A 25,930-nucleotide genomic window follows, 5' to 3' on the forward strand; every position below is an offset into this window, starting at 1 on the left:
CGACTATTTTTGTCAGATTAGGCAGGTTGCGCCATAACATTAATTATGCGGCACCGGTATTTTTGCAGGATGATTTTAATAACACCGGCGCGCTGGAAAATCCCTCGGGTTTGGCCACCTTCGGGATTTTCCGCGGCCACGACCGGGTTATTTACTGGCGGGAAGTGGGGCGCTGATCAGTCGTCCCCGTCGTGGTCCTGGTCATCGTCATCATGACCGGCGCCATCCATATTCAGCTCTTTGATTTTCCGGGTCAGGGTATTACGGCCCCAGCCCAGCAGGGCGGCGGCATCGCGGCGACGACCGGCGGTATGTTGCAGGGCGGTTTCAATCATAATCCGCTCGAACGCCGGCACGGCGATATCCAGCAGGTTTTTTACCCCGTGGGTGAGTTGCTGATCAGCCCAGTAACGCAACCCCTGTTCCCAGTTGCCTGAGGTTTGGGCATTGCCTTGCTGGTTCAGTAATTCCGGTGGCAGGTCGCTGATTAACACTTCGCGGCCGGACGCCATAACGGTAATCCAACGGCAGATATTCTCCAGCTGGCGGACGTTGCCGGGCCAGTCGAGCGAACTTAAATAATGCTCGGTTTCCGGGCGCAGTACTTTAATTTCAGAATTTAATTCTTCGGCGGCGCGCTTCAGGAAGTGCGTTAATAACTTCGGAATATCTTCGCGGCGGTCAGCTAATCTGGGCAGATGAATGCGGATGACGTTCAGACGGTGGAATAAGTCTTCGCGGAAGCGGCCTTCTTTGACCAGGGTTTCCAGGTTCTGGTGGGTGGCGGCAATAATACGCACATTCACTTTAACCGGGGTGGTGCCACCAACGCGGTAAAACTCGCCGTCGGCCAGTACCCGCAACAAACGGGTTTGGGTATCGGCCGGCATATCGCCGATTTCATCCAGAAACAGGGTGCCGCCGTTGGCCTGTTCAAAGCGACCATGACGCTGGCCACCGGCGCCGGTAAAAGAGCCTTTTTCGTGGCCGAATAATTCAGATTCAATCAGATCTTTGGGAATGGCGGCCATATTCAGGGCAATAAAAGGCTGCGCTGAACGCGGGCTGTGCTTATGCAGTGCATGGGCCACCAGTTCTTTACCGGTACCCGACTCACCATTAATTAACACGGTAATGTTGGACTGGGACAGCCGGCCGATGGCGCGGAAAACTTCCTGCATGGCCGGTGCTTCACCAATAATTTCCGGTGTGCTGTCGGCATCGGCGACCGGTTCCTGCGCGGCATTCAGTTCAGCAAAGTGGTTTACCGCCCGTTGCAGCAGGCTGACGGCTTCATCCACATCAAAGGGTTTGGGTAAATATTCAAATGCCCCTTGCTGGTAGGACGATACTGCACTTTCCAGATCGGAGTGCGCCGTCATAATAATGACCGGTAATTCCGGATGCGCCTGTTGTGCCTGGCGCAGCAACGCCAGACCATCCAGGCCGGGCATACGGATATCGGAAATAATGGCATCGGGATGCTCGTGCTGCAGAGCCTGCAGTGCCGGTTCTGCCTGTTCAAACACCCGGGTATTCAGGCCTGCCTGTTGCAGGGCTTTTTCCAGTACCCAGCGGATCGATTTATCGTCATCAATAATCCAGACAGTATTCATAATTATTCCAACGGTAAGTAAATGGAGAAGACGGTTTTATTGTCCTGGCTGCTGAACTCAATAATGCCGCTTTTTTGATTAATGATGGACTGAGCGATGGATAACCCCAGTCCGGTACCATCGGCGCGGCCGCTGACCATGGGATAAAAAAGATTTTCGCGCAGTTCCATGGGAATGCCCGGGCCGTTATCAGCGATATCAATTTTGGCCACCAGACGGTGGCGCTGATGGCCAATGGTAAATTGCCGTATCGTACGGGTGCGCAGGCTCAGGGTCGGCTGCTCGATGGCCGGCAGGGCTTCCAACATGGCCTGCATGGCATTACGGCTGATGTTCAGCATGGCCTGAATCAGCTGGCCTTTGTCGGCCAGCAATTCCGGAATAGAGGGGTCATAATCGCGCAGAATGCGGATGCGGCCGGCCGATTCCACTTCAATCAGCTGGCATACCCGTTCCAGCACTTCGTGAATATTCACCTGTTCCTGGCGCGGAATCTGGCGCGGGCCCAGCAGCCGGTCAACCAGATCACGCAGGCGGTCAGCCTCTTCAATAATAATATTGGTGTATTCCTTTAAACCCGCTGACGGCAGCTCGCGTTCCAGTAACTGCGCGGCGCCCCGGATGCCGCCAAGGGGGTTTTTAATTTCATGGGCTAAACCGCGCACCAGTGAACGGGTGGTTTCCTGGGTGGCAATCAGCTGTTCTTCCCGGCTGATGCGCATCAGGCGGTCGCGGCCCTGCAGTTCGATCAGTAACGAGGGCTTGCGGGTTTCCGGGTGCAGCACCGGGCTGGCGCTGTAATCCAGCGTGATTTGCGTATGGTTGTGCAGATGAATAACGGCTTCGCGCTTGGTAAAAGAGTGATTGCTGCGGATGGCTTCATAGAGCGCCTGGGTCGCCTCATCGGACTCGATGGCCAGATCGGGAAAAAACACCCCCACACCGCGCTTGCCGCTCATTTCCAGCAGGGCTTCGGCGGCCGGGTTCATGTACAGCACGTTCAGTTTACTGTCGAGCAGCAAAATGCCGGTGTTCAGGTGTTCCAGCAGGCGCTGGTTAATGATGGCGCTGGCCAGCATGGCGTTCTCCGTGTGTGGCCGGCCGGTTAGCGGCTGGCCATAGGGGGCTCCTGTGCGGTATCAGCAAAAAACACGCCATAAATACTGGCTGCACAATACTGGGGCTGTGGCAGGGTTTTAATGCCGCGAACAGGCTCAGTAAGGGCTAATGGCGGGCTGATAATGCACCTTAATAGAGCGTTTCGGAGATAGTTTGCACCAAAATAGTTCTTTGTGTCAGGGGGCGCGGCGCAGTACCGAGGCCCGCTGAACAAAAATGGTCACCGCATTGCTGCTGATCAGGGTTTTTCCGGCCGGGTCCCGTACCACCATCTGCAAGGTGTGCTCCCCGCGCTCCAGGTTCTGTAACTGAAATGAGGTTTGCCGGCCCTGCCGCATCACCGTGCCATTGCGGATTAACAGCAGGCTGTCGCTTTCACGCAGACCAGGACTGAGCACCCCCGACACGTCCACATTACCGGCCTGGCCGATGGGCAGTTGCTGGCCATCAACCGGGGTAATAATGCTGAGGCTGGTGTAGCTGAAGGAGGGCTCGTTGACTTTGGCCGGTTGCGGCGCGCTGTCGGGAATGCGCACCGCCGGAATGGAGGGTAATTCACGCACTTCGTGGCGCTGGGCGTTGGCGCCGGGTTTGTCGCTGAAGGTAACGTTGCCATCGGCATCGCGGGAAATGTACACCTCGGTGGCCAATACCTGGGCGCTTACAACGCACAGCAGCAGTAACAGAAATTTCATTGCACGCTCCATAACAGGCGGAATACCTGAAACGCTATTATTCCCTGTGCCGTCGCTGCAGGCAAAGACGGAATGCGCCGCTTTGCGCCAGCCTGCTGGCGGGGGGTGTCAGGCGGCGCTGATCTTGTTATTCTGGCGCCCGTTTTTTGTGCTGGCTCTGCCACCTGAAAGGAATTTGTATGGATTATTCTGCCCTGAAACACAGCCATGCCGGTTTGGCCTACCTGAGCATTATGCTGTTCGTTATACGCTTCGGTTTGTTTTATTTTGCTCCGCACTGGCGGCGGAATAAATTGCTGAAAATTGTGCCGCATATTATCGACACATTGTTATTGGTGTTCGCCATTATGCTGTGCATTCAGATCAGCCAGTATCCGCTGACCCACCATTGGCTGACTGCCAAAGTGTTGGCATTGCTGGCCTATATCGGCTTTGGTGTTGCTGCTATTAAACGGGCCAGTCGTCCGGCGTTTGCCGGTGCGGTGCTGAGCTTCGGTTATATGCTGGGCGTGGCCAAAACCAAGTCGGTATTGTCCTGGCTGGTGTTGCTGTAATTTACGGTTACGCACAAAAAAGCCGGCAAGATTCTTGCCGGCTTTTTTGTTTTCTGCGCCTGGATTGGGCGCAGATTATTACAGCGAAAAGTTGCTGATTTCTTCCTGCAGGCGCTGCGCCTGTTCGTTCAGGCTGATTACTGCCTGATTAATACGGGCGGCGCTGTCACTGCCCTGGCTGCTGAGTTCTTTGGCGTCGCTGAGGTTGCTGTTAATTTCGTTAATCACCGAGGTTTGCTCTTCAATGGCCGAGGCAATCTGCAGAATGCGGTCGCTGATGCTTTGTAAGGCAGTGGAAATTCCGCGCACACTGCCTTCGGATTCGCTGGCAAATTCCACGGTTTTAACGGCTTTTTTCTGGCTTTCACTCATGGTGCTGACGGCCCGGTTTACCCCGGCGCGCAGCTTTTCAATCATGACATTAATATCGCCGGTCGACTGCTGGGTTTTACTGGCCAGTGTCCGTACTTCATCGGCCACCACGGCAAAGCCCCGGCCTTGTTCACCGGCACGGGCTGCTTCAATAGCGGCGTTCAGCGCCAGCAGGTTGGTTTGTTCGGCAATGCCTTTAATTACATCCAGCACGGACGCAATATTGGTGGTTTCTGCCACCAGTTCCTGAATCACTTCACCGGAATGGTTGACGTTGTCGGCCAGGGCCTGAATTTCTTCCATGGCATGCTGGAATTTACCCGACACTTCCCGGGCTGATTTATCGGCGTGTTTGGCTTCCTCGGAAACCTGCTGGGTATTGACCGATACTTCCTGAATGGCCAGGCTCATTTCGTGGTTGGCGGTCGCCACCAGACTCATGGCATCTTCGTAGGCCTGACTGATGCGCTGGCTTTCACTGGCGCTGCTGTCGAGGTTCTGGCTGTTACCGGCAACATCGGTACCGACATCGCGGATGGTGCCGATCATGTGCTGCATACCCTGCAGGAACTGGTTGAAATTGCGGCTCAGCTGCCCCAGTTCATCCTTACCCAGCTCTGGCATGCGGTGGCGTAAATCACCACGGCCGCCGGCCATCTGCGCCAGCACCCGGGCCAGCTCATTGACCGGGCGGGTGATCAGACGCGGGAAATACACGCCGGCAATGACCACCAGTAGCAGCGCAACCAGCAGTAACATGGCGATGGTCGACATCGCCTGTTCACGGGTTTGCTGGGCTTGCTGCTGCATCTGCTGGGCTTCACTGCCTAAGAACTCACCCAGTTTATCCAGCGTGGTGCGGATGCGTTCAAATTCTTCATCCAGTTCGCCGGTGCTCATGGCCATAACGGTTGCGGTACCGAGGCGGAAATTAACGGCATCCTGAACCAGCTCTTCGCTGCGCGGGCGCCACTGGGAAAATTGTTGCAGAAAATCACCGGCCAGGGCGCGGGCCGCGGGTGAAATACCGGCTTGCTGAATTTTTTGCAGCCGGTCGGCGACCTGTTGCAGGTTTTCTTTGTGCATTTCCAGAAAGGCGTCCTGATGCAAACCGGAAGCAATGGTGCGTTCGGCAATCTGTGCCTGAAACATATCGCGATCAGCATTCAGGGTTAATTCAATGGCAGGAATATAAATTTCATTAATGCTGCTGTACTGGGCGCTGATGCGATTCAGTGTGGAAATCTGCAAGGCGGATAATACGAGCATTAAAATACCCACCAGAGCGATGGGTACCAGTAATTTTTTACGCAGGCTGAGATCGGACCAGGACATAGGACACTCCTTTCTGTGCACCTTGGGTTATCGGCACCATAAGGCGTTAGTTTAGAAGCTCCCCGGGGTTTTGCCCGCCAGGCGGCAAAGAATGGCGTTCAGCGCGGCGGATCGGCGCGATTGGCGTTACTGCTGTTCAGACGGAACCAGCCAGCAATGCTGTAACGGTCATTTAACGCAGGTACCACTTCGTGGGGAAATTCTTCACTTAAAAAGGTAACCAGGGTGCCAAAGGTGGGAGCGACGCGCAGTAATTCGTCGTCCTGATTTTCTGCGTTATAAATAATTAACTCACCACCGTCGCCGGGTTGCCAGCCGGGGTTCAGATACAGCACCGTGGTTAAGATGCGGTTGGCCTGCCCCCGGAAGGCATCCAGATGTTTGCGGTAAAAATCACCCGGCTGGTAATAGGCGAAGTGGCATTCGTAGCTGAACAGGCCGAGAAATAACCGCCGGTTCAGATAGGTCTGTAATTCCGCCATAAAATCCAGCCAGGCTTTTTCGCTGCTGTCGGTGTTGCCCAGCCAGCGGATTTTATCGCGGCGGATACGGCTGTTGAGCTGATGTTCCTGTTGCCGGCCGGTACCTGCCTGACGAAAATCATCGTCCTGTAACTGCTGGATGCGCTGATATAAGGCCTGGGTTAAGGCGTCCGGAATGGCCTGCGTGGTAATAGCGTAGCCCTGTTCATAAAGTGCGTTGGCAATGCTGTCGAACAGGGTTTCAGTAGCAGGCACGCTGTGCTCCGGGCCGTGGTAAAGGGAGAAGCGTTTTACCGGAAGGCCCGCAGCAGGAACAACAAAATAATGTTGTCGTGTCGATGCTCGAAGTTTCTGGTTAGCTGAGCAGAATCCAGACTGCCAGCACGGCAAATACGGCGCTGGTGATATAGCGGGCCAGCGCCAGCGGCAAATGCTGCATTAAACGCTGGCCGTAATACACCACCGGTACGTTGGCGATCAGCATGCCCAGCGTGGTGCCCAGGGTTACCCACAATACGGAACTGAATTCCGCTGCCAGCAGCACCGTGGCGACCTGGGTTTTGTCTCCGATTTCGGCCAGGAAAAACAAGACCGTGGTGGCGGCAAACGCTCCCCAGGCCTGGTGGGTATCGACGCTGTCATCGTCTTTATCGGGCACTAATACCCACACCGCCATCAGCGCAAAGCCGGCGACCAATAGCCAGCGTGCGGCGTCGCCCTGTAGCCACAGCTGCAGCGATTGCCCCAGCCATACGCCCAGCCAGGCCGAGGCGGCATGGTTCAGTAAGGTAGCGAGCAGAATACCGGCGACGATGGCGCGCTTTTTATGGAAACGCGCTGCCAGTAACAGCGACAATAATTGGGTTTTATCACCGATTTCAGCCACCGCCACCGCCAGTGTGGAGGTTAAAAACGCAGAGTGCTGAACTGAATCCAGCAAAGATGCAGAGTAAAGAGACATAAACAATACCGGGGCGGAGAGCATTAACCAAAGACAAACAACACAGCTCCGCCCGGATCTGTGGGTGTTTGTCTCAGGTCTCATCAAACCCGCCGCAGGCGGGTCGCCGGTGCCATGAGCGTGAGGCTCAAGTCTGTTGACACAGGCGCTCTGACATCAGAGCAGATTACTCCCCCAAGAGAGGCGCGCACTATAACAACCCCTGTTATGGCTGTCATCCGGCGGTGGATTTTCAATAAAAAATTCCAATCATGAAGAATAAATTTTTTCGATTTACGCTCCGGAATTCTGGTGGAAATATGCGCCGCATCAGCCCCCTGCCCAGCCTCACCGAGGTGACTATGAGCCAAGCCAGCCTGTACGACGAATACGACGATATTGACGAGCAGCCTAACAGCCGCAACAGCAAAACCCGTGGCCGCAGTGCCGATTATGATAAAAAACGCCGCCGTGCCGAGCGCATTCTGGAGCAGGCCAGGCTGCGTGAATTGCTGGGTTACGATATCGATTATCAGGACTGATGCCTGAATCGCATAAGAGGCGCCATGAGCGCCTCTTTTTCTTTGCCGGTTAACGTGGTTTCATCCCCGCAGCCGACCTGTTTTTTGTCCCGCTGCGGAGCCCGCATGAATAACCGTACTGCCTTTCTCGATATTCTGAAAAGCCTGATGCGCAGTCCGGCAGTGGTCGGCGCAGAACATTCTTTTTTCCGGGTGCTGCAGCGTGAGCTGGAGGAGCGGGGCGCTAAGGTTACCTGGTATGAAGGCGTACTGGTGGCGCAGGGCAACGACCCGATGAGCCTGATGTTTTCGGCCCACATTGACCGTCACGGCCTGGTCTGCACCGGCCCTAATGAATTTCAGTACGCCGCCTTTGTGTCCGGTGGCCGTTCCGACCTGCTCGGTAACTCGGTGTCGGAAGAGTTGATGAAAATGATCGTCGACCGTTTCGGTGATGTGGAAGTGTTCGCTTACGAACCCTGGTCGGGTGCTTACCGTGGCCGCGGTAATATTGAACACGCTTATATCTGCCCGCACCGCAATAACCTGATTTTTGAACTGTCCGGCATGGAACATCTGGTGGCGGGTACGCCGGTGGCATTCCGCGACGTGCTGCGTACCGAGCAGGAGCGCTATCTGGGACAACTGGATAACGTCCTGACGGCGGCCATGCTGGTGTATTTATTTGAGCTGGGGTTTCAGGGCACGGCGTTTTTTACCGCTCAGGAAGAGGCCGGCCGCAGCTGGCGTTATCTGCTGGAATGGTTCCGCCGCTTTGGTGGTTCGACGAACCAGCTGGTGGTGGTGGATACCAGCCCCTATCCGGATGTGCCGGCGGCTAACGAGCAGTTACTGGTGTTACGTCACAGCGATGCCAACGCCACTTTTAATGCCGAATTAACCAACCGGCTGGCCGATCAGTGTCGCCGGCTGGGTATCCGTTACAGTTTTAAAGACGACTATATCCGCGAGCAGAACCAACGCAACGGCACGCATAAATCGCTGGGCAGTACCGAAATGGGCCGCATTATTGCGGCTTCCAACGGTCTGGTGGATGGCACCACCCTGCAGATTCCCACCACCGGCTATCACACCATGGATGAAAGTGCCGCCATTGACGCCTGTGATGCTTTTTTACGCGTGCTCTGTGCCATGGGTGGCCTGCGCTATCCGTTCTGGACCTATGACCCCATTGCCTGATTTCCTGCAACCCGTTGCCGGCTTACCGGCCGCCAGTGAAGAACCGCAGGCCGGGCTGGCGTTTTACTACAATGGCCCAACAGGTCCTCACTGGCTGGTGTATGACGTGGCGCGGGATTTTCTGTCGGCCCCGCGTGGGTTTGCGGTGGTGCAGATTCAGCCCGGCGATTGTGACTTAATCGAGCTGAACAGTGGCTGGGAATATGACGAGCTGGACTATCTGAACGATGGCAGCATGCTGCAGCGGGGCTGGTTCAGGCTGGCGCCGTCGCCCTGGTTGGTGGACGATGATGATGCGCAGGCTGGCGAGCATTGGTTGTTAAGCCTGCCGCAGCAGCGCTGTGAGTTTCTGGCCGTGGCCGTGCAATGGCAGGAAACCCTGTACCATCAGCCTTCAGCCGGTGCAGCGTTGCAGCACTGGCTGGCTCAGCACAGCGCTGGCTAGCCGGCCTGCTCGTCGAACAGCATGGGGCGTGGCACCTGATCGGCACTGCGCACAATGTGATACCCGAACTGAGTACGTACCGGCCCCTGATATGGCCCGGCAATGGCCTGTTCGCCCTGACCGAATATCGCCTGCACCAGAGCCGTGGGCAGATTGTCAGTATCGTGGTAACCGGCAAAACCCTGCTGGCGGGCCGATGGGCAGGCGGAATATTCAGCGGCCAGATCCCCGAACTCGGCCCCCAATTGCAGTTCACGCAAAATGTCTTCCGCGAGTAACGGGCTTTTAACCAGAATATGGTGCAGGGCAATGGTGCTCATGCGGTCTCCAGGCGGCAAAAACAAAACTGAACGCAGTATAGACCACGGGCTGATCACTCGTGGTCAATGCCTCAGCGATCAGGCAGGGTAACGTTCAGTTCCAGCACCGAGGTGGTGCCTTGCTGTTCCAGATGCACGCTTAAATCGTCTTCACCAATCACCACATACTTGCGTACCACGGCCAGAATTTCCTGTTGCAGTTGCGGCAGGTAATCTGGAGCGGTACTGCGGGCGCGGTCGTGGGCAACCAGAATCTGCAGCCGTTCTTTGGCCACACTGGCGGTGGTCTTTTGTTCCTTGCGGAAATAGTCCATTAAACTCATATCAGCCTCCGAATACGCGCTTCAGGAAGCCTTTTTTCTGCTTCTCCAGAAAACGGTGTGGGCGGTCTTCACCCAGATAGCGGGCCACGGCGTCTTCATAGGCCTGGCCGGCATCGCTGTCAGCATCGTGTACCACCGGCACGCCCTGGTTCGAGGCTTTTAATACCGCTTCCGATTCCGGAATTACCCCCAGCAGCGGAATGGCCAGAATGTCTTCCACATCCTGCACCGACAGCATTTCGCCGCGGGCAACGCGGTCGGCGTTGTAACGGGTTAACAGCAAATGTTCCTTAACGCTTTTACCCTGTTCGGCCAGCCGCGATTTGCTCTGCAGAATGCCGATAATGCGGTCAGAGTCGCGTACGGATGACACTTCCGGATTGGTGACCACAATGGCTTCGTCAGCAAAATACAGGGCCATTTGCGCGCCGTGTTCAATACCGGCCGGTGAGTCGCAGACGATGTAGTCAAAGTCTTTGCTCAGCTCGTTCAGCACTTTTTCCACACCGTCAAAACTGAGCGCATCTTTATCGCGGGTTTGTGAGGCCGGCAGCACAAACAGATTAGGCAGGCGTTTGTCTTTGATCAGGGATTGCTTCAGGGACGATTCACCCTGCACCACATTAACAAAGTCGTACACCACCCGGCGCTCGCAACCCATCACTAAGTCCAGGTTGCGCAAACCCACGTCAAAATCGATGACAACGGTCTTGTGGCCTTTCATGGCCAGTGCCGCGGCGAAGGCTGCACTGGTGGTGGTTTTACCGACTCCGCCTTTGCCGGAGGTGACAACAATAATCTTTGCCAAAGCCGTATTTCCCTGCAAAACAAATGTGGCGGGCAGTATTTATCAAACGCCGGTGATGTTCAAGCTGCCGTCCTGCAGGCGGATGGCGACCGGTTGCTGACGCAGTTCGTGGGGTTCTTCAAACAACCGGTACTGGCCGGCAATGGCCACCAGTTCGGCATCGAATTGCTGGCACACAATAACGGCGTTTTCATCGCCTTTTACCCCGGCCAGGGCGCGGCCGCGCAAGGCGCCGTAAATATGAATATCACCAGTGGCCAATACTTCGGCGCCGGCGCTGACCATGCCGAACAGCACCAGATCACCATCGTGATACAGCTGCTGGCCTGAGCGCACATTGCCGCTGTGAATTTTGACCTGACGTGGCGGGCAGTTGGCCACCGGCGCTGTGCTGCGGCTCTGGCCGCGGCCGAGGTCGGCCAGTTGCAGCTCCGCCAGCTGCGGGGCCCAGACGGCGTTGGCATTGCGCACCGCCACAGGTAATAAGCCGGTGCTGCGGCACAGGGGCAGCAGTTCGGCCAGATTCAGCTGTTCCGGGCTGAAACCCTGCAGGTCCAGCGCGCAGGGCAGGTGCCGGAACAGGGCCGGCGCTTCGGCTTGTTTCTGTTGCAGTTCGCTGTGGATAGCAGCCAGGTCGGCGCTGCTGAATTGCAGCGTGGTCAGCGGCACCATAGCGGTTTTCAGCGCAACGGCGTGGTCCATTCAGATGTCCTTACGGCGCAGCGGAAAATGGTCGAAGGTGATGTTATCCAGCCCTTCGCGCAGTACCCGGCGCAGGTTGTGGTGGTTATCGGTATCCGGCGTGGCCAGCACATCGCGGTAATGCTCACCAAAGCATTGCAGCGCCTGTTGCTGGTTAAGATTCAGGCTTTGCGCCAGGGCAAACACTTTGCAGCTGCCCTGATTCTGGTCGGCGCGGTTGGCCACGTTGCCATTCATAAAGGCCGAGGGCGTAAAGTCAAACCACTGCTCTACAAAGGCCAGGGTGCTGGCAAACAGATGCTGATCGGAGTTGATGGCCTGCAGAAAATCGGTACGCGCCTGATCAAAAGAGCTCACGGTTTTATCCTTTTACAAAAACAACAGCCGGCAAGGCTAACACCGGCGCCCGGTTCTGTCAGGCCTGAGCGTGGGTGTTGTGCGAAATGCTGTTTGTATATACAGTATTTGCGTCACAGGTTAACGGAAGACAGCGGATGGCTCAAGTTCTGCCGCGGCGCAGCGTTCTGCATATTGATTGCGATTGTTTTTTTGCCAGTGTGGAAATGCGCGATAACCCGGCGCTGCGCGATATTCCCATCGCTATCGGTGGGCGTGCCGACCAGCGCGGTGTGATTGCTACCTGTAATTATCCGGCCCGGCGCTTCGGGGTGCGCTCGGCCATGGCCACGGCGCAGGCCCTGAAATTATGTCCGTCACTGTTGCTGGTGCCGGGGCGCATGGCGCTGTACCGCGAGGTATCGCAGCAGTTAATGACGCTGTTGCAGGAATACGCTGTGCAGCTGGAGCAGGTGTCGGTGGATGAAGCCTATCTGGAAATTGATCCGGCGCTGGATGCCGCCGCTCTGGCGCAACAGATCCGGGCCCGGGTTAAGCAGCAGCTGGGGATCAGTGTTTCTGTTGGGATCGCACCGAATAAGTTTCTCGCCAAAATCGCCTCCGACTGGAATAAACCGGATGGTCAGTTTGAGGTGTTACCGGCACAGCTGGATGCCTTTGTGGCGGCGCTGCCGCTGGTGCGCATTCCGGGTATCGGTCCGGCGCAGGACAAACGGCTGGCGCTGTACAAACTGCGTACCTGTGCCGATGTGCGGCAATGGCCATTAACTGAACTGGTGCGCACCTTTGGCCGCACCGGTGCCTTGCTGTACGAACGCAGCCGCGGCATTGATCACCGCCCGCTCAGCCAGGAGCGGGTGCGCAAATCGGTGAGTGTGGAATGTACTTTTGCCCGCGACCTGTACAGCGCGGAAGAATGTCTGCAGCAGTTACCCGCTTTATGGCAACGCTGGCAGCAGCGGCTGGAACGCAGTGGCTGTGACAGCGCCGCGCTGGCGCCCTTTGTGAAAGTGAAGTTTGCCGATTTCAGTCTGACCACACTGGCCGATGGCCAGGAACGGGCCTCGCCGGAAGGTTTTGGCCGCCTGCTGCAGCAGGCATTGCAGCGCCAGCCCAAGGCGGTACGGTTATTGGGTATTGGTGGCCGGTTTGCTGAGGCAGACCAGCAACAATTGGCGCTGTTTTAACCGGGTAGGTTACAGCACCATGCCGGCAAACATGCCCGCCGGCCACAGCAGCAGCGAGCTGTAAGCAATCAGCAGCCCCAGTACCGCGCCGACCAGCACATCGGTGGGGTAGTGCATGCCCAGAATCACCCGCGACAAGCCCACCAGCAGGGTAAAGGGCAGCACCAGCCACAGCAGCGGCGGGTAAAACACGCTGAACAGCACTGCGAAGTTAACCGCATTCATGGTGTGGCCGGAGGGGAAGCTGTACAGGTCGAGCGGGGCGGTATGGGCGCGAATGGTGGCCCAGGAAATAAAGGGCCGCTGGCGCACCAGGCGGTTTTTCAGCTGGCTGTAAACCGCCACACAGATCAGCCCGGTAACGGTGATGTGCCCCAGTGCTGCCAGCCCTTCCATCCCCAGCAGCAGCGGTAACAACAAGGCCAGCACATACCAGAACACCCCATCCCCCAGCCGGCTGATGATACGGAAGAATAAGCGGATGCCAGCGTAGGCACCCATGCGGTTAAGGCGTTGGCACAGGTTCAGCTCCAGCCGGTCGGCCTTACTGAACAGCGGCGCGCTTCGGACGGGCAGCGTTTTGCTCAGATTCATGATCCTTTACTCCGGGTGCGGCGCCCTGCAGGCGCTGGATAAACTCGTCAACGATATGGTCCCAACGGATGGTTTCTGCTTCCGCCCGCGCGGCGGCGCGCATCTGCTGCTGCAGATTGGGCCGTTCGGCCAGTTCGCCGGCGCAGCGTATAAAGGCCTCTTCGTCGGCAAAGGGGGCCAGCATGCCGTTATGCAGGTGGCGGACATGTTCTTGTCCGGCGGCATAGTCAAAACTGACCAGCGCCAGGCCACTGGCCATGGCTTCGGTCACCACATTGCCGAAGGTGTCGGTTTTACTGGGGAACAGAAAGACATCGCCACTGGCGTAGTGCTGCGCCAGCTCTTCACCGCGGCGAGAACCGCAGCAGATCACCTCGGGGTGCTGGCTGCGGATGGCGGCCAGGGCCGGACCATCACCGACCAGCACCAGCCTGACCCGCTCATCGGTGGCGCGCAGGCGTCGCCAGGTGGCCAGCGCCAGCTGCAGATTTTTTTCAGCCGCAATACGGCCCACATATAGCAGCACCAGATCGTCCGGTCGCGCCCCCCACTGCCGGCGCAAAGCCTCGCTGCGCCGGGACGGGTGAAATAATTCGCTGTTTACCCCACGCGCCAGCCGCTGCACGTTGCGGAAGCCGGCTTGCTGCAACTGGGCCGCCTGCTGGCGGGTTGGTACCAGGGTGGCGCTGGTGCGGTTATGAAACCAGCGCAGGTAACGCCAGGCCAGACCGGTGAGGAAACCGAGCCGGTAGTGGGCAAAATACTGGTGAAAATTGGTATGAAAACCACTGATAACCGGCAACTGGCAACGTCGTGCTGCCTGCAGCGCTGCTAACCCTAATGGCCCTTCGGTCGCCACATAGACCGCCTGCGGGCGGAATTGCTGCAGTGCTTTACGGATACGCCGCCCCAGAGGCAGGCCAAACCGCAGGCTGGCATAGCCGGGAATCGGCAGGCCGGGCAGACGCTGAATGGCATCGGTTAAGGCATCGGCACCGGAGCCGCTGCGTTCGCCGGTCTGGGCCGGCCGGATCAGCTGTACCTTAATACCGAGCTGGCGCAGCCCCTGCACCAGGTGTGACAAGGTGTTGGCCACCCCATTGATCTCCGGAGCAAAGGTTTCGCTGACAATGGTCACGCGGTGCAGCTGGTCTGGAATTGTCATGATGGTAACCGCCGGCGCAGTAAGGTAATAACCCTACTGTGCGCGGCGGATATGACGGTTTTCTTACAAAGCGGTGAAGCTCTGGTGACGGGCTCAGTTTGCCTGGCGGTCTTCGCGGTAGTAAGACGGTGCGTGACCGGTCCAGCGGCGGAACGCCTTGCGGAAGTTGGATGGGTCAGAGTAGCCGACCAGGGCGGCAATTTCTTCAATCGGCAGATTGGAGTTACGCAGGTATTCAATCGCCATTTCTTTGCGGACTTCATCCAGAATGCGCTGATACGAGGTGCCGACATCCTGCAGGCTGCGGCTTAAGGTGCGGGTGGAGGTGGCCAGGTGGCCGGCCACCACATCCACCGGCGGAAACACTCCGGGGTTGCTGAGCAGAATACGCCGTACCTTGGCGACAATACCTTCTTTCGGCCCCATGCGGGCCAGAATGTCGGCACACTGGTTTTCCGCCATAGCGGCGGTGGCTTTGTCGGCCATCGCCAGTGGCGTATCAAGCAGCCGGGAATCCAGCAGCAGTTCTGTGCGAGGCTGGTCGAACAACACCGGGCAACGGGTCAGTTCCACATAGGCGTCGGCGTAATCCGGTTCCGGATGGTTCAGATGGACTTCAAGCGCATCAATGTTGTCGTTACCGGTAAGAAAGCGCGCCAGGGTGGCGAACATACCGATAAAGACATCGCACATAATGCGGTACATTTTTTCAAACGGAATATGGCTGGTGAGGCGGATGGCCGTGGTTTCACCCTGATCCACCACTTCAAAGGTAAAGGCCGGATCGACCAGTGTGTGGTATTTCAGCCCCAGCCGCAGGGCACTGCGCAAATCCGCACAGCTGAGAATGGCGTAGCCCAGCATGCCGAGCTGGTTGATATTGATGGCTTTGCCCAGATCCAGCCCCAGGGTGCCGGATGGATAGGCGCGCATCAGGTTATCGGCCAGTAATAACAGCTGTTGGTAAGTCAGGCGGGCTGACGGGTCGTCGAATTGCTCCGGCTGGATGCCGGTATTTTTCAGCAGTGTATCGCTGCTGATGCCGTGTTCTGTGCCGACCCGGATCATGGTTGCGGGAATATTCACCGGAACCAAGGGCTCGGTCAGACTCCAAGTGCCTCGAATCATCTGCGTACCATTATTGTTATCATTGTTGTTATTGCCGCTGAGGGAGCAGCAGGTGTTACTTTAACGCGGATGCTGGCCGGTTATCACCCCCAATTTTACTGATTGCGGAAGGGAAAGTGCTGGCGGCTGAGAAAGCGACCAAATTCCAGCACCACCTGTGATGGATGATTATTGAGCAAATTCAGCAGGATACGGTTAATACTGCGGTTGTTTTTACGACCGATCAGGAACACCAGATCACTGCGCCGCCATTCAAATTCGCCCAGAGCGACCGGCAGATTGCCCTGGCTCATCAGGTTATGCAGCAGGTAAGCGCTGTCCCGTTTCAGCAACAACAGCCACCAGTCGTTACGGATATGGTCCAGCACTTTGCTGTTCAGGCTTTCCACGCTGATGGTGGCGCTGATGGCGGTATCACGCTGATGCTGGTGGGCATAGCGTTGCAGCGCGGCCAGCAGGTCGGGTTCTTCCGGGTTGATCCAGTAATAACGGCCGTCCCATTCGCGGTAGACCACGCGGTGGGGCTTATTGGCTTCGGGAAAGGCTTCGTGCAGGCGGGTGTCAAAGTCTTCGGCGGTTTCAATGATCCGCTCTTCCGGCAACTGCTCGGCATAAGCGAGCAGGTTAGGCCAGTCCTGATCGTGCTGGCTTTGTTCCACGCCATCAATCGCAGTGACGGACAGGCGCCGCGGGTATTCTTTTTCAACCAGCAGTTTGCCCAGCAACTCCTGCAGCTCCAGCCAGTCACTGCCCTGGGCCTGCAGGGATTGCTGTAACCCCTGTACCACTGCATGCAGACTGAGCCAGCGGTGGCTGAGAAAGCTGGGTGGGTTAAGGCTGCCCAGTGCTTCCAGCTCCATTTCACGCGCTGCCTGAGTGGCATACCAGACCGGAAACAACCGTTGCAACAGGTTGTTCAGAAAGGTCTCAAGTTCAGTAAAAAAGCTGCCGGAGTTTTTCATGGGGACCGCAGTTGTCAGGTTGAATTCAGGCTATGATGATCAGCAAGTAAGTAAAGCACGAATGGGAGTAATGGTCATGGCGGATATCCCTCCGGTTCCGACCTCAATGCAAATGCTGGCGCGCATTAACGAAGCACTGGCTGAATCCGGCCTCAGTGAACCGAAAACGGTTCGTGATCCGTTGCCTCTGTTTCGTGAACTGCTGCAGGATTGGTATCTCTGTCAGGAATTACCCGCCGGCGAATACACGGATGAGCAAGCCATCGCCAGCCTGCTGGAGCAGCAGACGGCGGTGGAACTGCAGGCCGCCTTGCGCGGTATTTTCAATGAGGCCATGCAGCTGAGTAATGCCCACGGTACGTTAAGTATCTGGACCCGGCGCGAGCTGGATCAGGAATTACGGCGTCTGCAGCGTCTGGTTGAGCAGGCGCAGCAACAACGGGCGGCGGGCGGCTACTGATCCGGCCGCCAGGCCGTTATAATGCCTGCTTTTTGCGGAGTGGTTATGTCGGTTATTTATCTGGCCGTAGGTTCGGTGACCGGAACTGCGGTGGCGGTGGCCAATGCCGTTCGGGAGCATCTGCAACAGGCCGGGCATCAGGTGATTCAGGATGAACAGCCTTCGGTTGCGGCCTTAAACAACAGCGCTGCCGATGCCGTGCTTATCTGTACCTCCACCACCGGTCGTGGTGATCTGCCTGCTGCTATTGCCCCGTTTTATGCCGAACTGGAACAGCAGTTTCCATTACAGAACGGCCGCCCGTTCGGGGTTATCAGTCTGGGTGACAGCTCTTACGATGCCACCTTCTGCGGTGCCGGGGCGTTACTGGAAGAGCGCTTTCTGGAACTGCAGGGCCGCCAGCCGGTGCCGCGTGTAACCATTGATGCTACCGAAACCGTAACCCCGGATGACGACGCGTTGTTCTGGTTGCAGGAATGGACAGAAAAAGCGCTGTAATTAAGGCCGGCGCAGTGGCGGGCCGGTTCAGAAATTAATCCCCAGCCGCAGTTGGGTCTGATGGTTTTCTTTTTCAATACCCTGCGGCGGGCGGCTGTCCCAGCGGCTCTGCCATTGCCACTTCAGCTCTACCTGGCTACCCAGCGGAATGCTGGCGGCCAGTTGCCACAGGGCGCGCTGATCGGCAGGTTCATCCACCACCGGCTGGAAATACAGCGTGGTCTGTAATTTAACCGCCGGCAGCTGCCACTGCAGGTGAGTGTACAGATTCAGGCGGGTGAGCTGGTCACTTTGCTCGCCACTGGCTTCTTCTTCCCGCACCCATTCATGGAACAGCCCGGTACCTTGGCTCCACAGCAGGTTGTCGTCCAGTTTTTGCTGATAACGCAGCCCGGCCCCGGTTAGGGCGCGGGAGGATAATGCGGCGAAGGGATCGCGTTCGTACTGGACAAAGGCTTCCTGCGCCCAGTGCCGGCGATGGTTGCGGACCACCCGGGTATGAAAAAAGGTGTCGTCATCGGTGCGCCGGCCGTTACTGGTTTCGTGCAACCGGCTGGCCCAGCTGAACACCCGGTACTGGTCATTTTGCCAGTTACCGTTCAGTGCCGCCGACCATTTGCGTTTTTCATTGTTACCGGCCTGGGCATCCAGCCCCAGTTCCACGCGGCCGGCAAAGCCTTGCTGATCTTTCTGCAGGCGGCGTTCTTCGATGTTGGAGATGGCAAGGACGGGGGTGCTCAGGCCGAGCAATAACAGCACTTTTGCAAACTGCACAGTGTTCTCCGGTGGCGTAAAAAGGCCGTATTGTACCTTAAAAAGCCAGGCTTGCCGGGTCAGTGCGTCTGGCGGGCCGAGTCGAGGTTGTGCAGCAGGGTCTGTAAACGGCCGATTTGCTGGCGTTCTGAGTAGGGGGTGCGGCGCTCTTCAAACTGCAGTGCCAGATCATCCAGTGTCTGTACGGCATCCAGTCGTTGCCCTTCCGGCAGATCGGCGCGGGCGGTATTCAGGCTGGCAAAGGCATCCAGTCCGCGGCCATCGAGCAGGCCGAATTGCAGCAGTTTGTTCTGCAGATGGCCGACCTCTTCACCGCGCAGGGCGCGCACATTGAAATCCGCCGCTACCGCACTGACCAGCACCGCCCGGGCCGATGGGGCATAAGCGCCCGGCGAAGTATCCGCCGGTTCTTCTGCCGCGGGAGCGGTTACCCCGGAGGCCGCTGCCGCACGCGGGCTGTCCTGATTCGGCAGGGGCAGATGTTGCAGATAATGACTGAGGGCGCTGAGCATAGAAGAAACTCCGGTAACTGGCAGTCTCTATGCAGGGGCTGTGCCAACCCTCAGCAAGCCACGCCAGCAGGGTATTTGCCGCCGTTGACCGCGGTGTGTGCGGCAAGCATTGGCCGCTATAGCAGCAGGCCGTGGCCGGAATAAGGATGGTAAACTGCCGGCCGCCGTCAGAATAACAAGCAGGAGAGCAATATGGCGTCAGCGCCGGAACTGACCAATGATCCGCAGGACCTTCAATACCATGGCCGTAAAGCCAGCCGGGCCAAGAGTGAACACCGGCGCCGGCTGATTCTGGAAGCTGCGTTGCGTATTGTGGTGCGTGATGGTGTGCGCGGTATCCGTCACCGGGCCGTGGCGGCTGAGGCCGAGGTGCCGCTGGCCGCCACCACCTATTATTTCCGCGACATCGACGAGCTGATTGTCGATACCTTTACCCTCTATACCGAAAAAGCCTTGCTGGACGTGGATGATTTAACCCGGCGCTTTGATCAGCCCTGGCTGCGCACCGCTGCTGCCGATGGCCCGGACCGGCAAGCGGTGCAGAATTTTATGGTGACGCAGGTAATGACCTATATGCGCCATCAGTTGCTGGAACAACGCGACCTGCGCATTGCCGAGCAGGCTTTCCGCTACGAAGCCATTATTAACCCGGCTATCCGCCGGCTGGCTCTGTTGCACCGGCAGGCTCTGCTGGATAAAGCCACGGATTTTTTCCGCCATATTCTGCCGTCGGCACAGCCACAGGCGGATGCGGAAATTTTACTGGGGTTATTTCACACGCTGGAATACAACGCCTTGCTGCAGGATGAAGGCGAGGTGGAGCTGGCCCGGATTGAAGCCATTACCCGCCAGTATCTGAGCCTTATCTTGCCGCCACCGGCGGAGTAACCTTACAGCGCGAAATGATAGCCTTCCTGCGCCAGCAGCATCCGCATCAGGCGCAATTCCAGGCTGCTGAATTGGCGGGCCTGGTGGCAGTGCCGGCAGAATATCGTCTGCTGTTTCAGCCGCCCGAGGCTGACGTCTGTCTGCTGCTGGCAATGGTCGCAGGTGATGGGAATCATCACCCGGTCGGACAGCAGGGTAACGACATTTCCGGTCTGGTATGAATACGGGGCAACCGGCAAGGGGTGTTGCATACTGGTATTCCTCTGAGCGTATTCCGGCTGGATTGGGGATGACTCACTAAGTCTTTTGTCTGAGATGAGAATAGCAGGTGTTTTCAGAGTGCAGCGTTCAGCACGTGGTTTTATGGTGAACAAATGTACAGGTTTTGTTTCTGAAAACTGCCATTCAGAACCATTGTGTCAATCAGGCGCTGGTGCCGCAGGAAGCCTGTGACCTGATATGGTTTCGCCATTCAGAGCGTTGTGCTGAAAACGTCAGCCACCCGGGCCGCCAGTGCCAGTGATGCCGTCAGGCCGGGGCTCTCAATGCCGAATAAATGCATCACCGGTGCCGGCTGCTGCCGGTGCAGCACGCAGAAGTCCGCCGCAGGTTGGTCGGCGGCGTGCAGTTTGGGGCGGATGCCGGCGTAATCCGGTTGCAGGGCCGCCGGATCCAGTTGCGGGAAATAGGCGCGGATGGCTTCGGCAAAACGGCTCTGCAGAGCGGCATCGACGCGGTAATCGTCCAGCTGGCCGGCCGCCAGATATTGAGTGTCCGGCCCGAACCGCACCTGGCCGCCCAGATCCAGCGTGGCGTGAATGCCCAGGCCGGCCATATTGGCTTCCGGTAAGGGGTAAATTAAATGCCGGAACGGGGCTTTGGCCTGGTAACTGAAGTAGTGACCGCGGCAGGGGTAGAGGGCCGGAATATTGTCCTCTGCCAGCTGCAGCTGGCGCGCCAGATTCTGGGCCTGCAGCCCGGCGGCGTTGATCAGTGCACCGCAACGGATGTTCACCTCACCATCGCTGCTGTCAATGGTCACCTGCCAGCCGCGGTCGGTTGGTTCAGCACGGCGCACGCTGGAATGACAGAGCAGTAAGGCTTCATTGATCTGGGCCAGCTGGGCCAGCCGCTGCATGTAGGTATGGCTGTCGATAATGCCGGTGGAGGGTGACCACAGCGCCGCCGCTCCGCGCACCAGTGGTTCGCGTTCCTGCAATTGCGCCTGATTCAGCCGCTCCAGCGGAATGCCGAGACGTTCGCCTTTATGCCACAGCTCATCCAGTTTGGGGGTGTCGGCAGCGGGGGCGATGATGAGTTTGCCGATGCGGCGATGGGGCACGTCGTGCTGTTCACAAAATGCATAGAGCGCTGGCTTACCGGCCAGGCACAGCTGCTCTTTTAACGAACCGGGCTGGTAATACAGCCCGGCGTGAATCACCTCGCTGTTACGGCTGCTGGTTTCACTGCCGAAGCGGGCGTGGCGTTCCAGCAGCAGCACGCTGCCCTGCTGGCTGAGACGGTAGGCAAGGGCGAGGCCAATAACCCCGCCACCGGCGATGCAGAAGTCAAAATCGTTGCTCATAACGGGCCGTGATCAGATTGTCTGGCCCGATTGTAAAGCAAATACCGTCGTTCAGCCTTCGCGCTGCTCCGTACATTCATGATGGCCGGGGTTGCTGCGACAGCGTAGTTTCAGCATCAGACGCATCATCCGGGCATCGTAAACCTCGGCGCCGGTCAGGCTGATACGGATATTGCGCAGCATTTCCTGATAATCCAGTGCCATTTTTTCTGGCAGGTCGAGCCAGTAGTGCTCCGGAATACCGGCCTCAGCCTGACGGATGTGCGCCATGGCTTTATCAAAATGCCGGAAGGCGAATTCGCGGCTTTGCTGGCCGAAATCAGCCGGGAAACGATCGCGGTGCAGCACCAGCTGAAAATTCATCTGCGCCAGACTGAAGCGGTAAATCGCCCCCTGCTCCCCTAAGCCTTTGTACATTTCAAAGGGCTGGTAGGCCACGGCCGGCGCGTAAGCAATATCGACATCGCCGTTATTAAAGCGCGGTGCAAAGGTGGCGACACTGGAGGGCACCATGGTGGCGCCGATGTGTTCCACCACCTTGACCGAAGCCTGGTCGTAATCGAGCGTGGCAATGCGTTTACCCGCGGCGGCTTCGACCGAATTAATGGCTTTGTCACGCACAAACACATAGACCGAACCGCCCGGCATAACCGCGGCAACTTCATGGTTATCCTGCACCATATAGCGGGCTGCCTGGGGTTTGGATAGCATGCCGATCAGCTCCTGTACCTGCTGGTAGCTGGTCAGGCCGCCCAGCGCTTCAATGCTGGCGGTAAAACGGTTGTACGGCCTTACCCGGGTGCCGGTGACACCCATGGCGTCACAATGGCCGGCGCTGTAGTCGGCAATGACCACGGCTTCGTTGGTGTAGGCTTTCAGGTTCAGCTGTACGCCCCAGTTCATGGCGTTGGTCTGGTAATCCAGCAGGGCGTTATAAACCGGGCCGCGGGCGCCGACCGGATCGAAAATACAGAGTGTGCGGACCGGCAGGCCGGTCTGGGCCTGGCTGACAGCGCTGAACGCCAGCCACAGCAGCAGGGCAGGCAGAAAGAATCTGGCCATGATGGAACCTCTTATTGTTATTGTTGGCTGCAGGCAGCCTGTTTGAGAATGCGCCGTCATCATACCCCGCCGGTATTACGCTGCAACCGTTGCTGGCCAGTACCGGCGGCGCTGAGTACCATAGCGGCCTGAGCTGATTCCTGCGGGAGAGAATTATGAACGCCGCCCAGTTTGAAAGTCTGGCGCTGAACATCGGCATTACCGTGCTGATCGGGTTTATGTTTTTTATTATTTACGATCTGGGCAAACGCTCGAATGCCGGTAAGTTCGGTATGTTCGTGCTGTTTTTTGCCCTGGGCCTGGGCGTGCTGGGGTTTATTATCAAAACCGTGCTGGTGGAATTCTGGGAATTCTGAGCCGCGCTCTGTTGACCTGGATTAGTGCATTGCTGAGCGCCGTTGTTACACTGCAGCGGACCGTAACGAGGAAATATCATGGCCGAACAACAACTGAAACAACAGCTGCAACAACTGCACGCCACCCTGGCTGAACATCCGCAACTGGACAGCGAAAGCCAGGCACTGCTGCAGCGGATTGCCGCTGACATTGATGAACTGCAACCGGACCAGCAGACTGACCTGAGTGAACGGGTACAGGAGCAGGCGGTGCGGTTTGAACAGGAGCACCCGACCCTGGCCGGCGTACTGCGTCAGATTGTCGATACTCTGGGTCGTATTGGCGTCTGAGACGCCGGGAGGCCAGCCATGCGCCACATGCCATTATTGTCCGATGTGATGACCGCTTTTCCGCTGCACGCGGATGAGGACATGCCCCTGAATCAGGCAGCCGCCCTGATGGATGCGCATCAGTGTCATCATTTACCGGTCATGAACGGACACGAAATCAGCGGTCTGCTGACCAGTGAAGATATCAAACTGGCCTTGCAGCCCGGTCATTCAGCCCGTGAACTGACCGAGCTGACCGCCGGTGATCTGTGTCGCCGGCAGGTACCGCAGGTGGATCTGCATACCCGTCTGGACGTGGTCTTGCAGGGCATGGCTGACCAGCATCTGAATGCGGTACTGGTGCTGCGCCATGATCGTCTGGCCGGCATTCTGACCAGTCAGGACGCCTGCCGAGCCTTTGCGCAGTGGCTGCGCCATGAGTATCTGCCGGACGATGATCCGGAAAGCGCCTGATTGAATTCCGGGCAGTGGGTTGCACCATTTGAGTGCGCTAATTGTCCGGAATGTCTTGTTTTGATGCACATTCCCAGTCTCTGTTATTCCGGTTGCTGATCGCTCAGGCCAGTAATGACGGGCCCTCGCCGCTGTTCTCGCGGATTTTTCAAAATTGGTACGTTCCCTGCTAATACTGAAGTCAGGAGGAACTGCCTATGTACAAAATTGCCGATTTTCAGGATTACCGTCAGCCACCGGTGGTGCCAGCGCCGGCTCCGGGTTGGTTGCACAGCCTGACTGACATTATCGAAAGCCGTTATCACGACGAAGATTGTATTCAGCAGTTATTGTGTCTGATTGCTGAGCAATCCGGCCTGACCAATGTATCGGTGGCGTTACCCGATGCACCCGGGCGCTTTAAAGCCCAGTTTTGCTCGACCGGCATCCGTAACGGGGTGTACAGCTTTGCGGTACAGCACGCGTTATGCCGGCAGTCGCAGTCCCGCGAGTGGCTGGTCATTAAAGAAGGCAGCGAGCGGCCGGAGTTCTTCGAGCCGCAACGTGACAGCCTGGGGCTGGCTGATCGTTGTCTGCTGGTGCCGCTGGTGTTGCGGCAGGCCGTGGTGGCGTCACTGGTACTGGATTTGCGCAGCCGTCATCCGCAGTACATGGATCTCAGTCTGGTCAGCTTTCTGGGTGGTCAGATTGCCCACATGCTGGCGACCCAGGTGGTGCCGAACTTCAAAACCCTGTATGCCCGGCCGTACCAGCGGGTACAGGCCAATGAGCTGGATGAGATTCAGGCCGCCATCGACAAGTGCAATGGCAACAAAACCATGGCCGCCCGGGTGATGGGGCTGACACCACGGCAGCTGCGCTACCGGCTGGCCAAGCTGGCGGAATCCGGCCAACACTGAGCCACCGCCGTCATCATTCTGTCATCGCCGGGGCGGCACACTGAAGCTCTGATGCTTCTGGTGCCTTCCGACGATGACTGTAATCCGCCTGGCCGTAGTAACTGAAACTTTTTTGCCGGATATCAACGGCGTTGCCACCTCGTTACAGCAATTGCTGCAGGCCTTACCGGCCGGACGCTTTGCGGTGCAGATTATCCGCACCCGGCCACGCCAGCCCTGGCAACCAGAGTTTGAAGAAATTCATTGCCCGGGTCTGACCCTTCCCTTTTACCCCGATGTGCACCCCGGCTTGCCGGCTGGCCGGCGTATCCGTAACGCCTGGCAGCGCCAGCGCCCGGATCTGGTGTATATCGCCACCGAAGGCCCGCTGGGCTATTCCGCGCTGCGGCAGGCCGAGCGGCTGAATATTCCGGTGCTCAGCGCCTTTCACACCAATTTCCACCGTTACAGCGGTTATTACGGCTTTGGCTGGGTACAGCAGTGGGTGCTGGGCTGGTTGCGGCGTTTTCATAACCGCACCGCCGTAACGCTGGTACCCGCTGCCGATATTGCCACCAGCCTGCGGCAGGATGGTTTTGAACGGGTGGTGGTGTTGCCACACGGGGTCGACAGCGAGCGCTTTCACCCCGGTCATCGCCGTGATGATTTACGCCAGCAGTGGCAAGCCGGCCCGGATACGCCGGTGTTGTTGTTTGTCGGTCGCCTGGCGGCGGAGAAGAACATTCCGCTGGCGGTGCGCAGCTGGCAGGCATTGCGGGCCGAATGGCCGGATCTGCAGTTGGTGTTGGTGGGCGACGGCCCGCTGCGGGAGACGCTGACCCGTCAGTATCCACAGCTGATTTGTGCTGGGGTGCAAACCGGCAGTGCTCTGGCACAGCATTACGCCTCGGCCGATGTATTTGTGTTCCCCAGCCTTACCGAAACCTTTGGCCTGGTGACGCTGGAAGCCATGGCCAGCGGCTTACCGGTGGCCGCCTTTGACATGGCGGCAGCGCGTTCGTTTATCCGCCCCGGGGTCAGTGGCGAACTGGCGCCGGTGGCGGATGAGGCGGCCTTTACCGCCGCCGTCCGGCGCTTGTTAGAGCAGCGTTCTGCAACCACCGCAGAGGCCGCCCGGCAGGCGGCAGAGCAGGCCGACTGGGCCAGCGTCGGGCGGCAATTTGAGCAACTGTGTCAGACCCTGTTGCAGCGGCAGGGGGCAGAAGTTGACCTGCATCAACCCCTGTTGCGCTCCTGAATATCCCTGAAAAAATTGTTGATTTGAATCAAGGGCGACCGGCCAGTCACT

The 25,930-nt window shown here is 57.7% G+C and carries 34 protein-coding genes and 1 riboswitch; of the genes, 14 read left to right on the top strand and 20 right to left on the bottom strand.

Going from position 1 to position 25,930, the window contains the following annotated elements:
- Positions 1-26 precede the first annotated feature (26 nt).
- Positions 27-176, top strand: a complete 150-nt coding sequence (locus tag GJQ55_RS02085) for a DUF6701 domain-containing protein (protein ID WP_228345862.1) — start codon at positions 27-29, stop codon at positions 174-176.
- Here the strand turns inward: GJQ55_RS02085 and glnG are convergent, their stop codons facing one another.
- From glnG to GJQ55_RS02100, 3 genes are all read right to left on the bottom strand, one after another.
- Positions 177-1,616 (bottom strand): nitrogen regulation protein NR(I), encoded by a 1,440-nt coding sequence (gene glnG, locus GJQ55_RS02090; protein ID WP_228345863.1) that lies wholly within the window; start codon positions 1,614-1,616, stop codon positions 177-179. It lies immediately after the preceding gene.
- Positions 1,617-1,618: 2 nt separating this feature from the next.
- Complete coding sequence (gene glnL / locus GJQ55_RS02095; RefSeq protein ID WP_275944426.1) at positions 1,619-2,695, bottom strand: nitrogen regulation protein NR(II); 1,077 nt, start codon at positions 2,693-2,695, stop codon at positions 1,619-1,621.
- 216 nt (positions 2,696-2,911) lie between these two features.
- Positions 2,912-3,430 carry a DUF4124 domain-containing protein gene (locus GJQ55_RS02100; RefSeq protein WP_228345864.1) on the bottom strand — a complete coding sequence of 173 codons (519 nt, stop codon included), beginning with the start codon at positions 3,428-3,430 and terminating at the stop codon, positions 2,912-2,914.
- A gap of 179 nt (positions 3,431-3,609) precedes the next feature.
- Here GJQ55_RS02100 and GJQ55_RS02105 point away from each other — a divergent pair, with 179 nt between their 5' ends.
- Positions 3,610-3,984 carry a SirB2 family protein gene (locus GJQ55_RS02105; protein WP_228345865.1) on the top strand — a complete coding sequence of 125 codons (375 nt, stop codon included), beginning with the start codon at positions 3,610-3,612 and terminating at the stop codon, positions 3,982-3,984.
- A 78-nt stretch (positions 3,985-4,062) separates the two neighbouring features.
- Here GJQ55_RS02105 and GJQ55_RS02110 read toward each other — a convergent pair whose 3' ends face one another.
- From GJQ55_RS02110 to GJQ55_RS02120, 3 genes are all read right to left on the bottom strand, one after another.
- Positions 4,063-5,691: a methyl-accepting chemotaxis protein gene (locus GJQ55_RS02110; protein WP_228345866.1), complete on the bottom strand. Its 1,629-nt coding sequence runs from the start codon at positions 5,689-5,691 to the stop codon at positions 4,063-4,065.
- A 98-nt stretch (positions 5,692-5,789) separates the two neighbouring features.
- Complete coding sequence (locus tag GJQ55_RS02115; RefSeq protein WP_228345867.1) at positions 5,790-6,428, bottom strand: 2OG-Fe(II) oxygenase; 639 nt, start codon at positions 6,426-6,428, stop codon at positions 5,790-5,792.
- A gap of 100 nt (positions 6,429-6,528) precedes the next feature.
- Positions 6,529-7,134, bottom strand: a complete 606-nt coding sequence (locus GJQ55_RS02120) for a TMEM165/GDT1 family protein (RefSeq protein ID WP_228345868.1) — start codon at positions 7,132-7,134, stop codon at positions 6,529-6,531.
- 13 nt (positions 7,135-7,147) lie between these two features.
- Positions 7,148-7,321, bottom strand: a riboswitch (yybP-ykoY riboswitch).
- A 112-nt stretch (positions 7,322-7,433) separates the two neighbouring features.
- Here GJQ55_RS02120 and GJQ55_RS02125 point away from each other — a divergent pair.
- The 3 genes from GJQ55_RS02125 (at position 7,434) to GJQ55_RS02135 (ending at position 9,279) form a co-directional block, all read left to right on the top strand.
- Positions 7,434-7,655, top strand: a complete 222-nt coding sequence (locus tag GJQ55_RS02125; RefSeq protein WP_228345869.1) for a PA3496 family putative envelope integrity protein — start codon at positions 7,434-7,436, stop codon at positions 7,653-7,655.
- Positions 7,656-7,760: 105 nt separating this feature from the next.
- Positions 7,761-8,834, top strand: coding sequence for a peptidase M42 (locus tag GJQ55_RS02130; protein WP_228345870.1), 1,074 nt, complete (start codon positions 7,761-7,763; stop codon positions 8,832-8,834).
- Positions 8,818-9,279 (top strand): hypothetical protein, encoded by a 462-nt coding sequence (locus tag GJQ55_RS02135; protein ID WP_228345871.1) that lies wholly within the window; start codon positions 8,818-8,820, stop codon positions 9,277-9,279. The genes GJQ55_RS02130 and GJQ55_RS02135 overlap by 17 nt, the downstream gene beginning before the upstream one ends.
- On the opposite strand, the gene GJQ55_RS02140 is transcribed toward GJQ55_RS02135, so the two are convergent.
- From GJQ55_RS02140 to GJQ55_RS02160, 5 genes are all read right to left on the bottom strand, one after another.
- Entirely contained in the window at positions 9,276-9,599 is a 324-nt protein-coding gene (locus tag GJQ55_RS02140) for a peptidylprolyl isomerase (protein WP_228345872.1), read from the bottom strand. The two genes, GJQ55_RS02135 and GJQ55_RS02140, sit on opposite strands and share 4 nt — an antisense overlap.
- 71 nt (positions 9,600-9,670) lie before the next feature.
- Positions 9,671-9,922 (bottom strand): cell division topological specificity factor MinE, encoded by a 252-nt coding sequence (gene minE / locus GJQ55_RS02145; protein WP_228345873.1) that lies wholly within the window; start codon positions 9,920-9,922, stop codon positions 9,671-9,673.
- A 1-nt stretch (position 9,923) separates the two neighbouring features.
- Positions 9,924-10,730, bottom strand: coding sequence for a septum site-determining protein MinD (gene minD / locus GJQ55_RS02150; RefSeq protein ID WP_228345874.1), 807 nt, complete (start codon positions 10,728-10,730; stop codon positions 9,924-9,926).
- Between the two features lie 42 nt (positions 10,731-10,772).
- Positions 10,773-11,432, bottom strand: coding sequence for a septum site-determining protein MinC (gene minC / locus GJQ55_RS02155; RefSeq protein WP_228345875.1), 660 nt, complete (start codon positions 11,430-11,432; stop codon positions 10,773-10,775).
- A complete protein-coding gene (locus tag GJQ55_RS02160; RefSeq protein WP_228345876.1) occupies positions 11,433-11,789 on the bottom strand; it encodes a HopJ type III effector protein in 357 nt (118 codons plus the stop codon).
- A gap of 137 nt (positions 11,790-11,926) precedes the next feature.
- Here GJQ55_RS02160 and dinB point away from each other — a divergent pair, with 137 nt between their 5' ends.
- The gene (gene dinB / locus GJQ55_RS02165) at positions 11,927-12,976 is read left to right on the top strand and encodes a DNA polymerase IV (protein ID WP_228345877.1); all 1,050 of its coding nucleotides are present in this window, start codon (positions 11,927-11,929) and stop codon (positions 12,974-12,976) included.
- 9 nt (positions 12,977-12,985) lie between these two features.
- Here dinB and GJQ55_RS02170 read toward each other — a convergent pair whose 3' ends face one another.
- The 4 genes from GJQ55_RS02170 to GJQ55_RS02185 form a co-directional block, all read right to left on the bottom strand.
- Positions 12,986-13,570: a phosphatase PAP2 family protein gene (locus GJQ55_RS02170; protein WP_228345878.1), complete on the bottom strand. Its 585-nt coding sequence runs from the start codon at positions 13,568-13,570 to the stop codon at positions 12,986-12,988.
- Positions 13,521-14,735: a glycosyltransferase family 4 protein gene (locus tag GJQ55_RS02175; protein WP_228345879.1), complete on the bottom strand. Its 1,215-nt coding sequence runs from the start codon at positions 14,733-14,735 to the stop codon at positions 13,521-13,523. Before GJQ55_RS02175 ends, GJQ55_RS02170 begins: the two co-directional genes overlap by 50 nt.
- Before the next feature lie 93 nt (positions 14,736-14,828).
- Positions 14,829-15,863 (bottom strand): AraC family transcriptional regulator, encoded by a 1,035-nt coding sequence (locus GJQ55_RS02180; RefSeq protein ID WP_228345880.1) that lies wholly within the window; start codon positions 15,861-15,863, stop codon positions 14,829-14,831.
- Positions 15,864-15,958: 95 nt separating this feature from the next.
- Positions 15,959-16,825: a hypothetical protein gene (locus GJQ55_RS02185; RefSeq protein ID WP_228345881.1), complete on the bottom strand. Its 867-nt coding sequence runs from the start codon at positions 16,823-16,825 to the stop codon at positions 15,959-15,961.
- Between the two features lie 76 nt (positions 16,826-16,901).
- On the opposite strand from GJQ55_RS02185, the gene GJQ55_RS02190 reads away from it, so the two are divergent.
- Entirely contained in the window at positions 16,902-17,285 is a 384-nt protein-coding gene (locus GJQ55_RS02190) for a hypothetical protein (protein WP_228345882.1), read from the top strand.
- A 45-nt stretch (positions 17,286-17,330) separates the two neighbouring features.
- The gene (locus GJQ55_RS02195; protein ID WP_228345883.1) at positions 17,331-17,783 is read left to right on the top strand and encodes a flavodoxin domain-containing protein; all 453 of its coding nucleotides are present in this window, start codon (positions 17,331-17,333) and stop codon (positions 17,781-17,783) included.
- Between the two features lie 27 nt (positions 17,784-17,810).
- Here the strand turns inward: GJQ55_RS02195 and GJQ55_RS02200 are convergent, their stop codons facing one another.
- Complete coding sequence (locus GJQ55_RS02200; protein WP_228345884.1) at positions 17,811-18,557, bottom strand: DUF481 domain-containing protein; 747 nt, start codon at positions 18,555-18,557, stop codon at positions 17,811-17,813.
- A gap of 59 nt (positions 18,558-18,616) precedes the next feature.
- Positions 18,617-19,069, bottom strand: a complete 453-nt coding sequence (locus tag GJQ55_RS02205) for a hypothetical protein (protein WP_228345885.1) — start codon at positions 19,067-19,069, stop codon at positions 18,617-18,619.
- Positions 19,070-19,261: 192 nt separating this feature from the next.
- Here GJQ55_RS02205 and GJQ55_RS02210 point away from each other — a divergent pair, with 192 nt between their 5' ends.
- The gene (locus tag GJQ55_RS02210) at positions 19,262-19,957 is read left to right on the top strand and encodes a TetR/AcrR family transcriptional regulator (protein ID WP_228345886.1); all 696 of its coding nucleotides are present in this window, start codon (positions 19,262-19,264) and stop codon (positions 19,955-19,957) included.
- Between the two features lie 2 nt (positions 19,958-19,959).
- Here GJQ55_RS02210 and GJQ55_RS02215 read toward each other — a convergent pair whose 3' ends face one another.
- From GJQ55_RS02215 to GJQ55_RS02225, 3 genes are all read right to left on the bottom strand, one after another.
- Entirely contained in the window at positions 19,960-20,208 is a 249-nt protein-coding gene (locus GJQ55_RS02215) for a hypothetical protein (protein ID WP_228345887.1), read from the bottom strand.
- A gap of 221 nt (positions 20,209-20,429) precedes the next feature.
- Entirely contained in the window at positions 20,430-21,542 is a 1,113-nt protein-coding gene (locus GJQ55_RS02220; protein ID WP_228345888.1) for an NAD(P)/FAD-dependent oxidoreductase, read from the bottom strand.
- A 51-nt stretch (positions 21,543-21,593) separates the two neighbouring features.
- A complete protein-coding gene (locus tag GJQ55_RS02225) occupies positions 21,594-22,604 on the bottom strand; it encodes a putative solute-binding protein (protein WP_228345889.1) in 1,011 nt (336 codons plus the stop codon).
- Between the two features lie 155 nt (positions 22,605-22,759).
- Between GJQ55_RS02225 and GJQ55_RS02230 the strand changes: the two genes are divergently transcribed.
- From GJQ55_RS02230 to GJQ55_RS02250, 5 genes are all read left to right on the top strand, one after another.
- Complete coding sequence (locus tag GJQ55_RS02230) at positions 22,760-22,960, top strand: DUF2788 domain-containing protein (protein ID WP_228345890.1); 201 nt, start codon at positions 22,760-22,762, stop codon at positions 22,958-22,960.
- A 78-nt stretch (positions 22,961-23,038) separates the two neighbouring features.
- Positions 23,039-23,290 (top strand): DUF4404 family protein, encoded by a 252-nt coding sequence (locus GJQ55_RS02235; protein ID WP_228345891.1) that lies wholly within the window; start codon positions 23,039-23,041, stop codon positions 23,288-23,290.
- 18 nt (positions 23,291-23,308) lie between these two features.
- Positions 23,309-23,743, top strand: a complete 435-nt coding sequence (locus GJQ55_RS02240; protein WP_228345892.1) for a CBS domain-containing protein — start codon at positions 23,309-23,311, stop codon at positions 23,741-23,743.
- Between the two features lie 197 nt (positions 23,744-23,940).
- Positions 23,941-24,642 carry a helix-turn-helix domain-containing protein gene (locus GJQ55_RS02245; RefSeq protein WP_228345893.1) on the top strand — a complete coding sequence of 234 codons (702 nt, stop codon included), beginning with the start codon at positions 23,941-23,943 and terminating at the stop codon, positions 24,640-24,642.
- Positions 24,643-24,715: 73 nt separating this feature from the next.
- On the top strand, positions 24,716-25,879 hold the full coding sequence (locus GJQ55_RS02250) for a glycosyltransferase family 4 protein (protein ID WP_228345894.1): 1,164 nt from the start codon (positions 24,716-24,718) through the stop codon (positions 25,877-25,879).
- Positions 25,880-25,930: the final 51 nt, after the last annotated feature.

It is taken from the genome of Venatoribacter cucullus, assembly GCF_016132445.1.
Classification (GTDB): domain Bacteria; phylum Pseudomonadota; class Gammaproteobacteria; order Pseudomonadales; family Oceanobacteraceae; genus Venatoribacter; species Venatoribacter cucullus.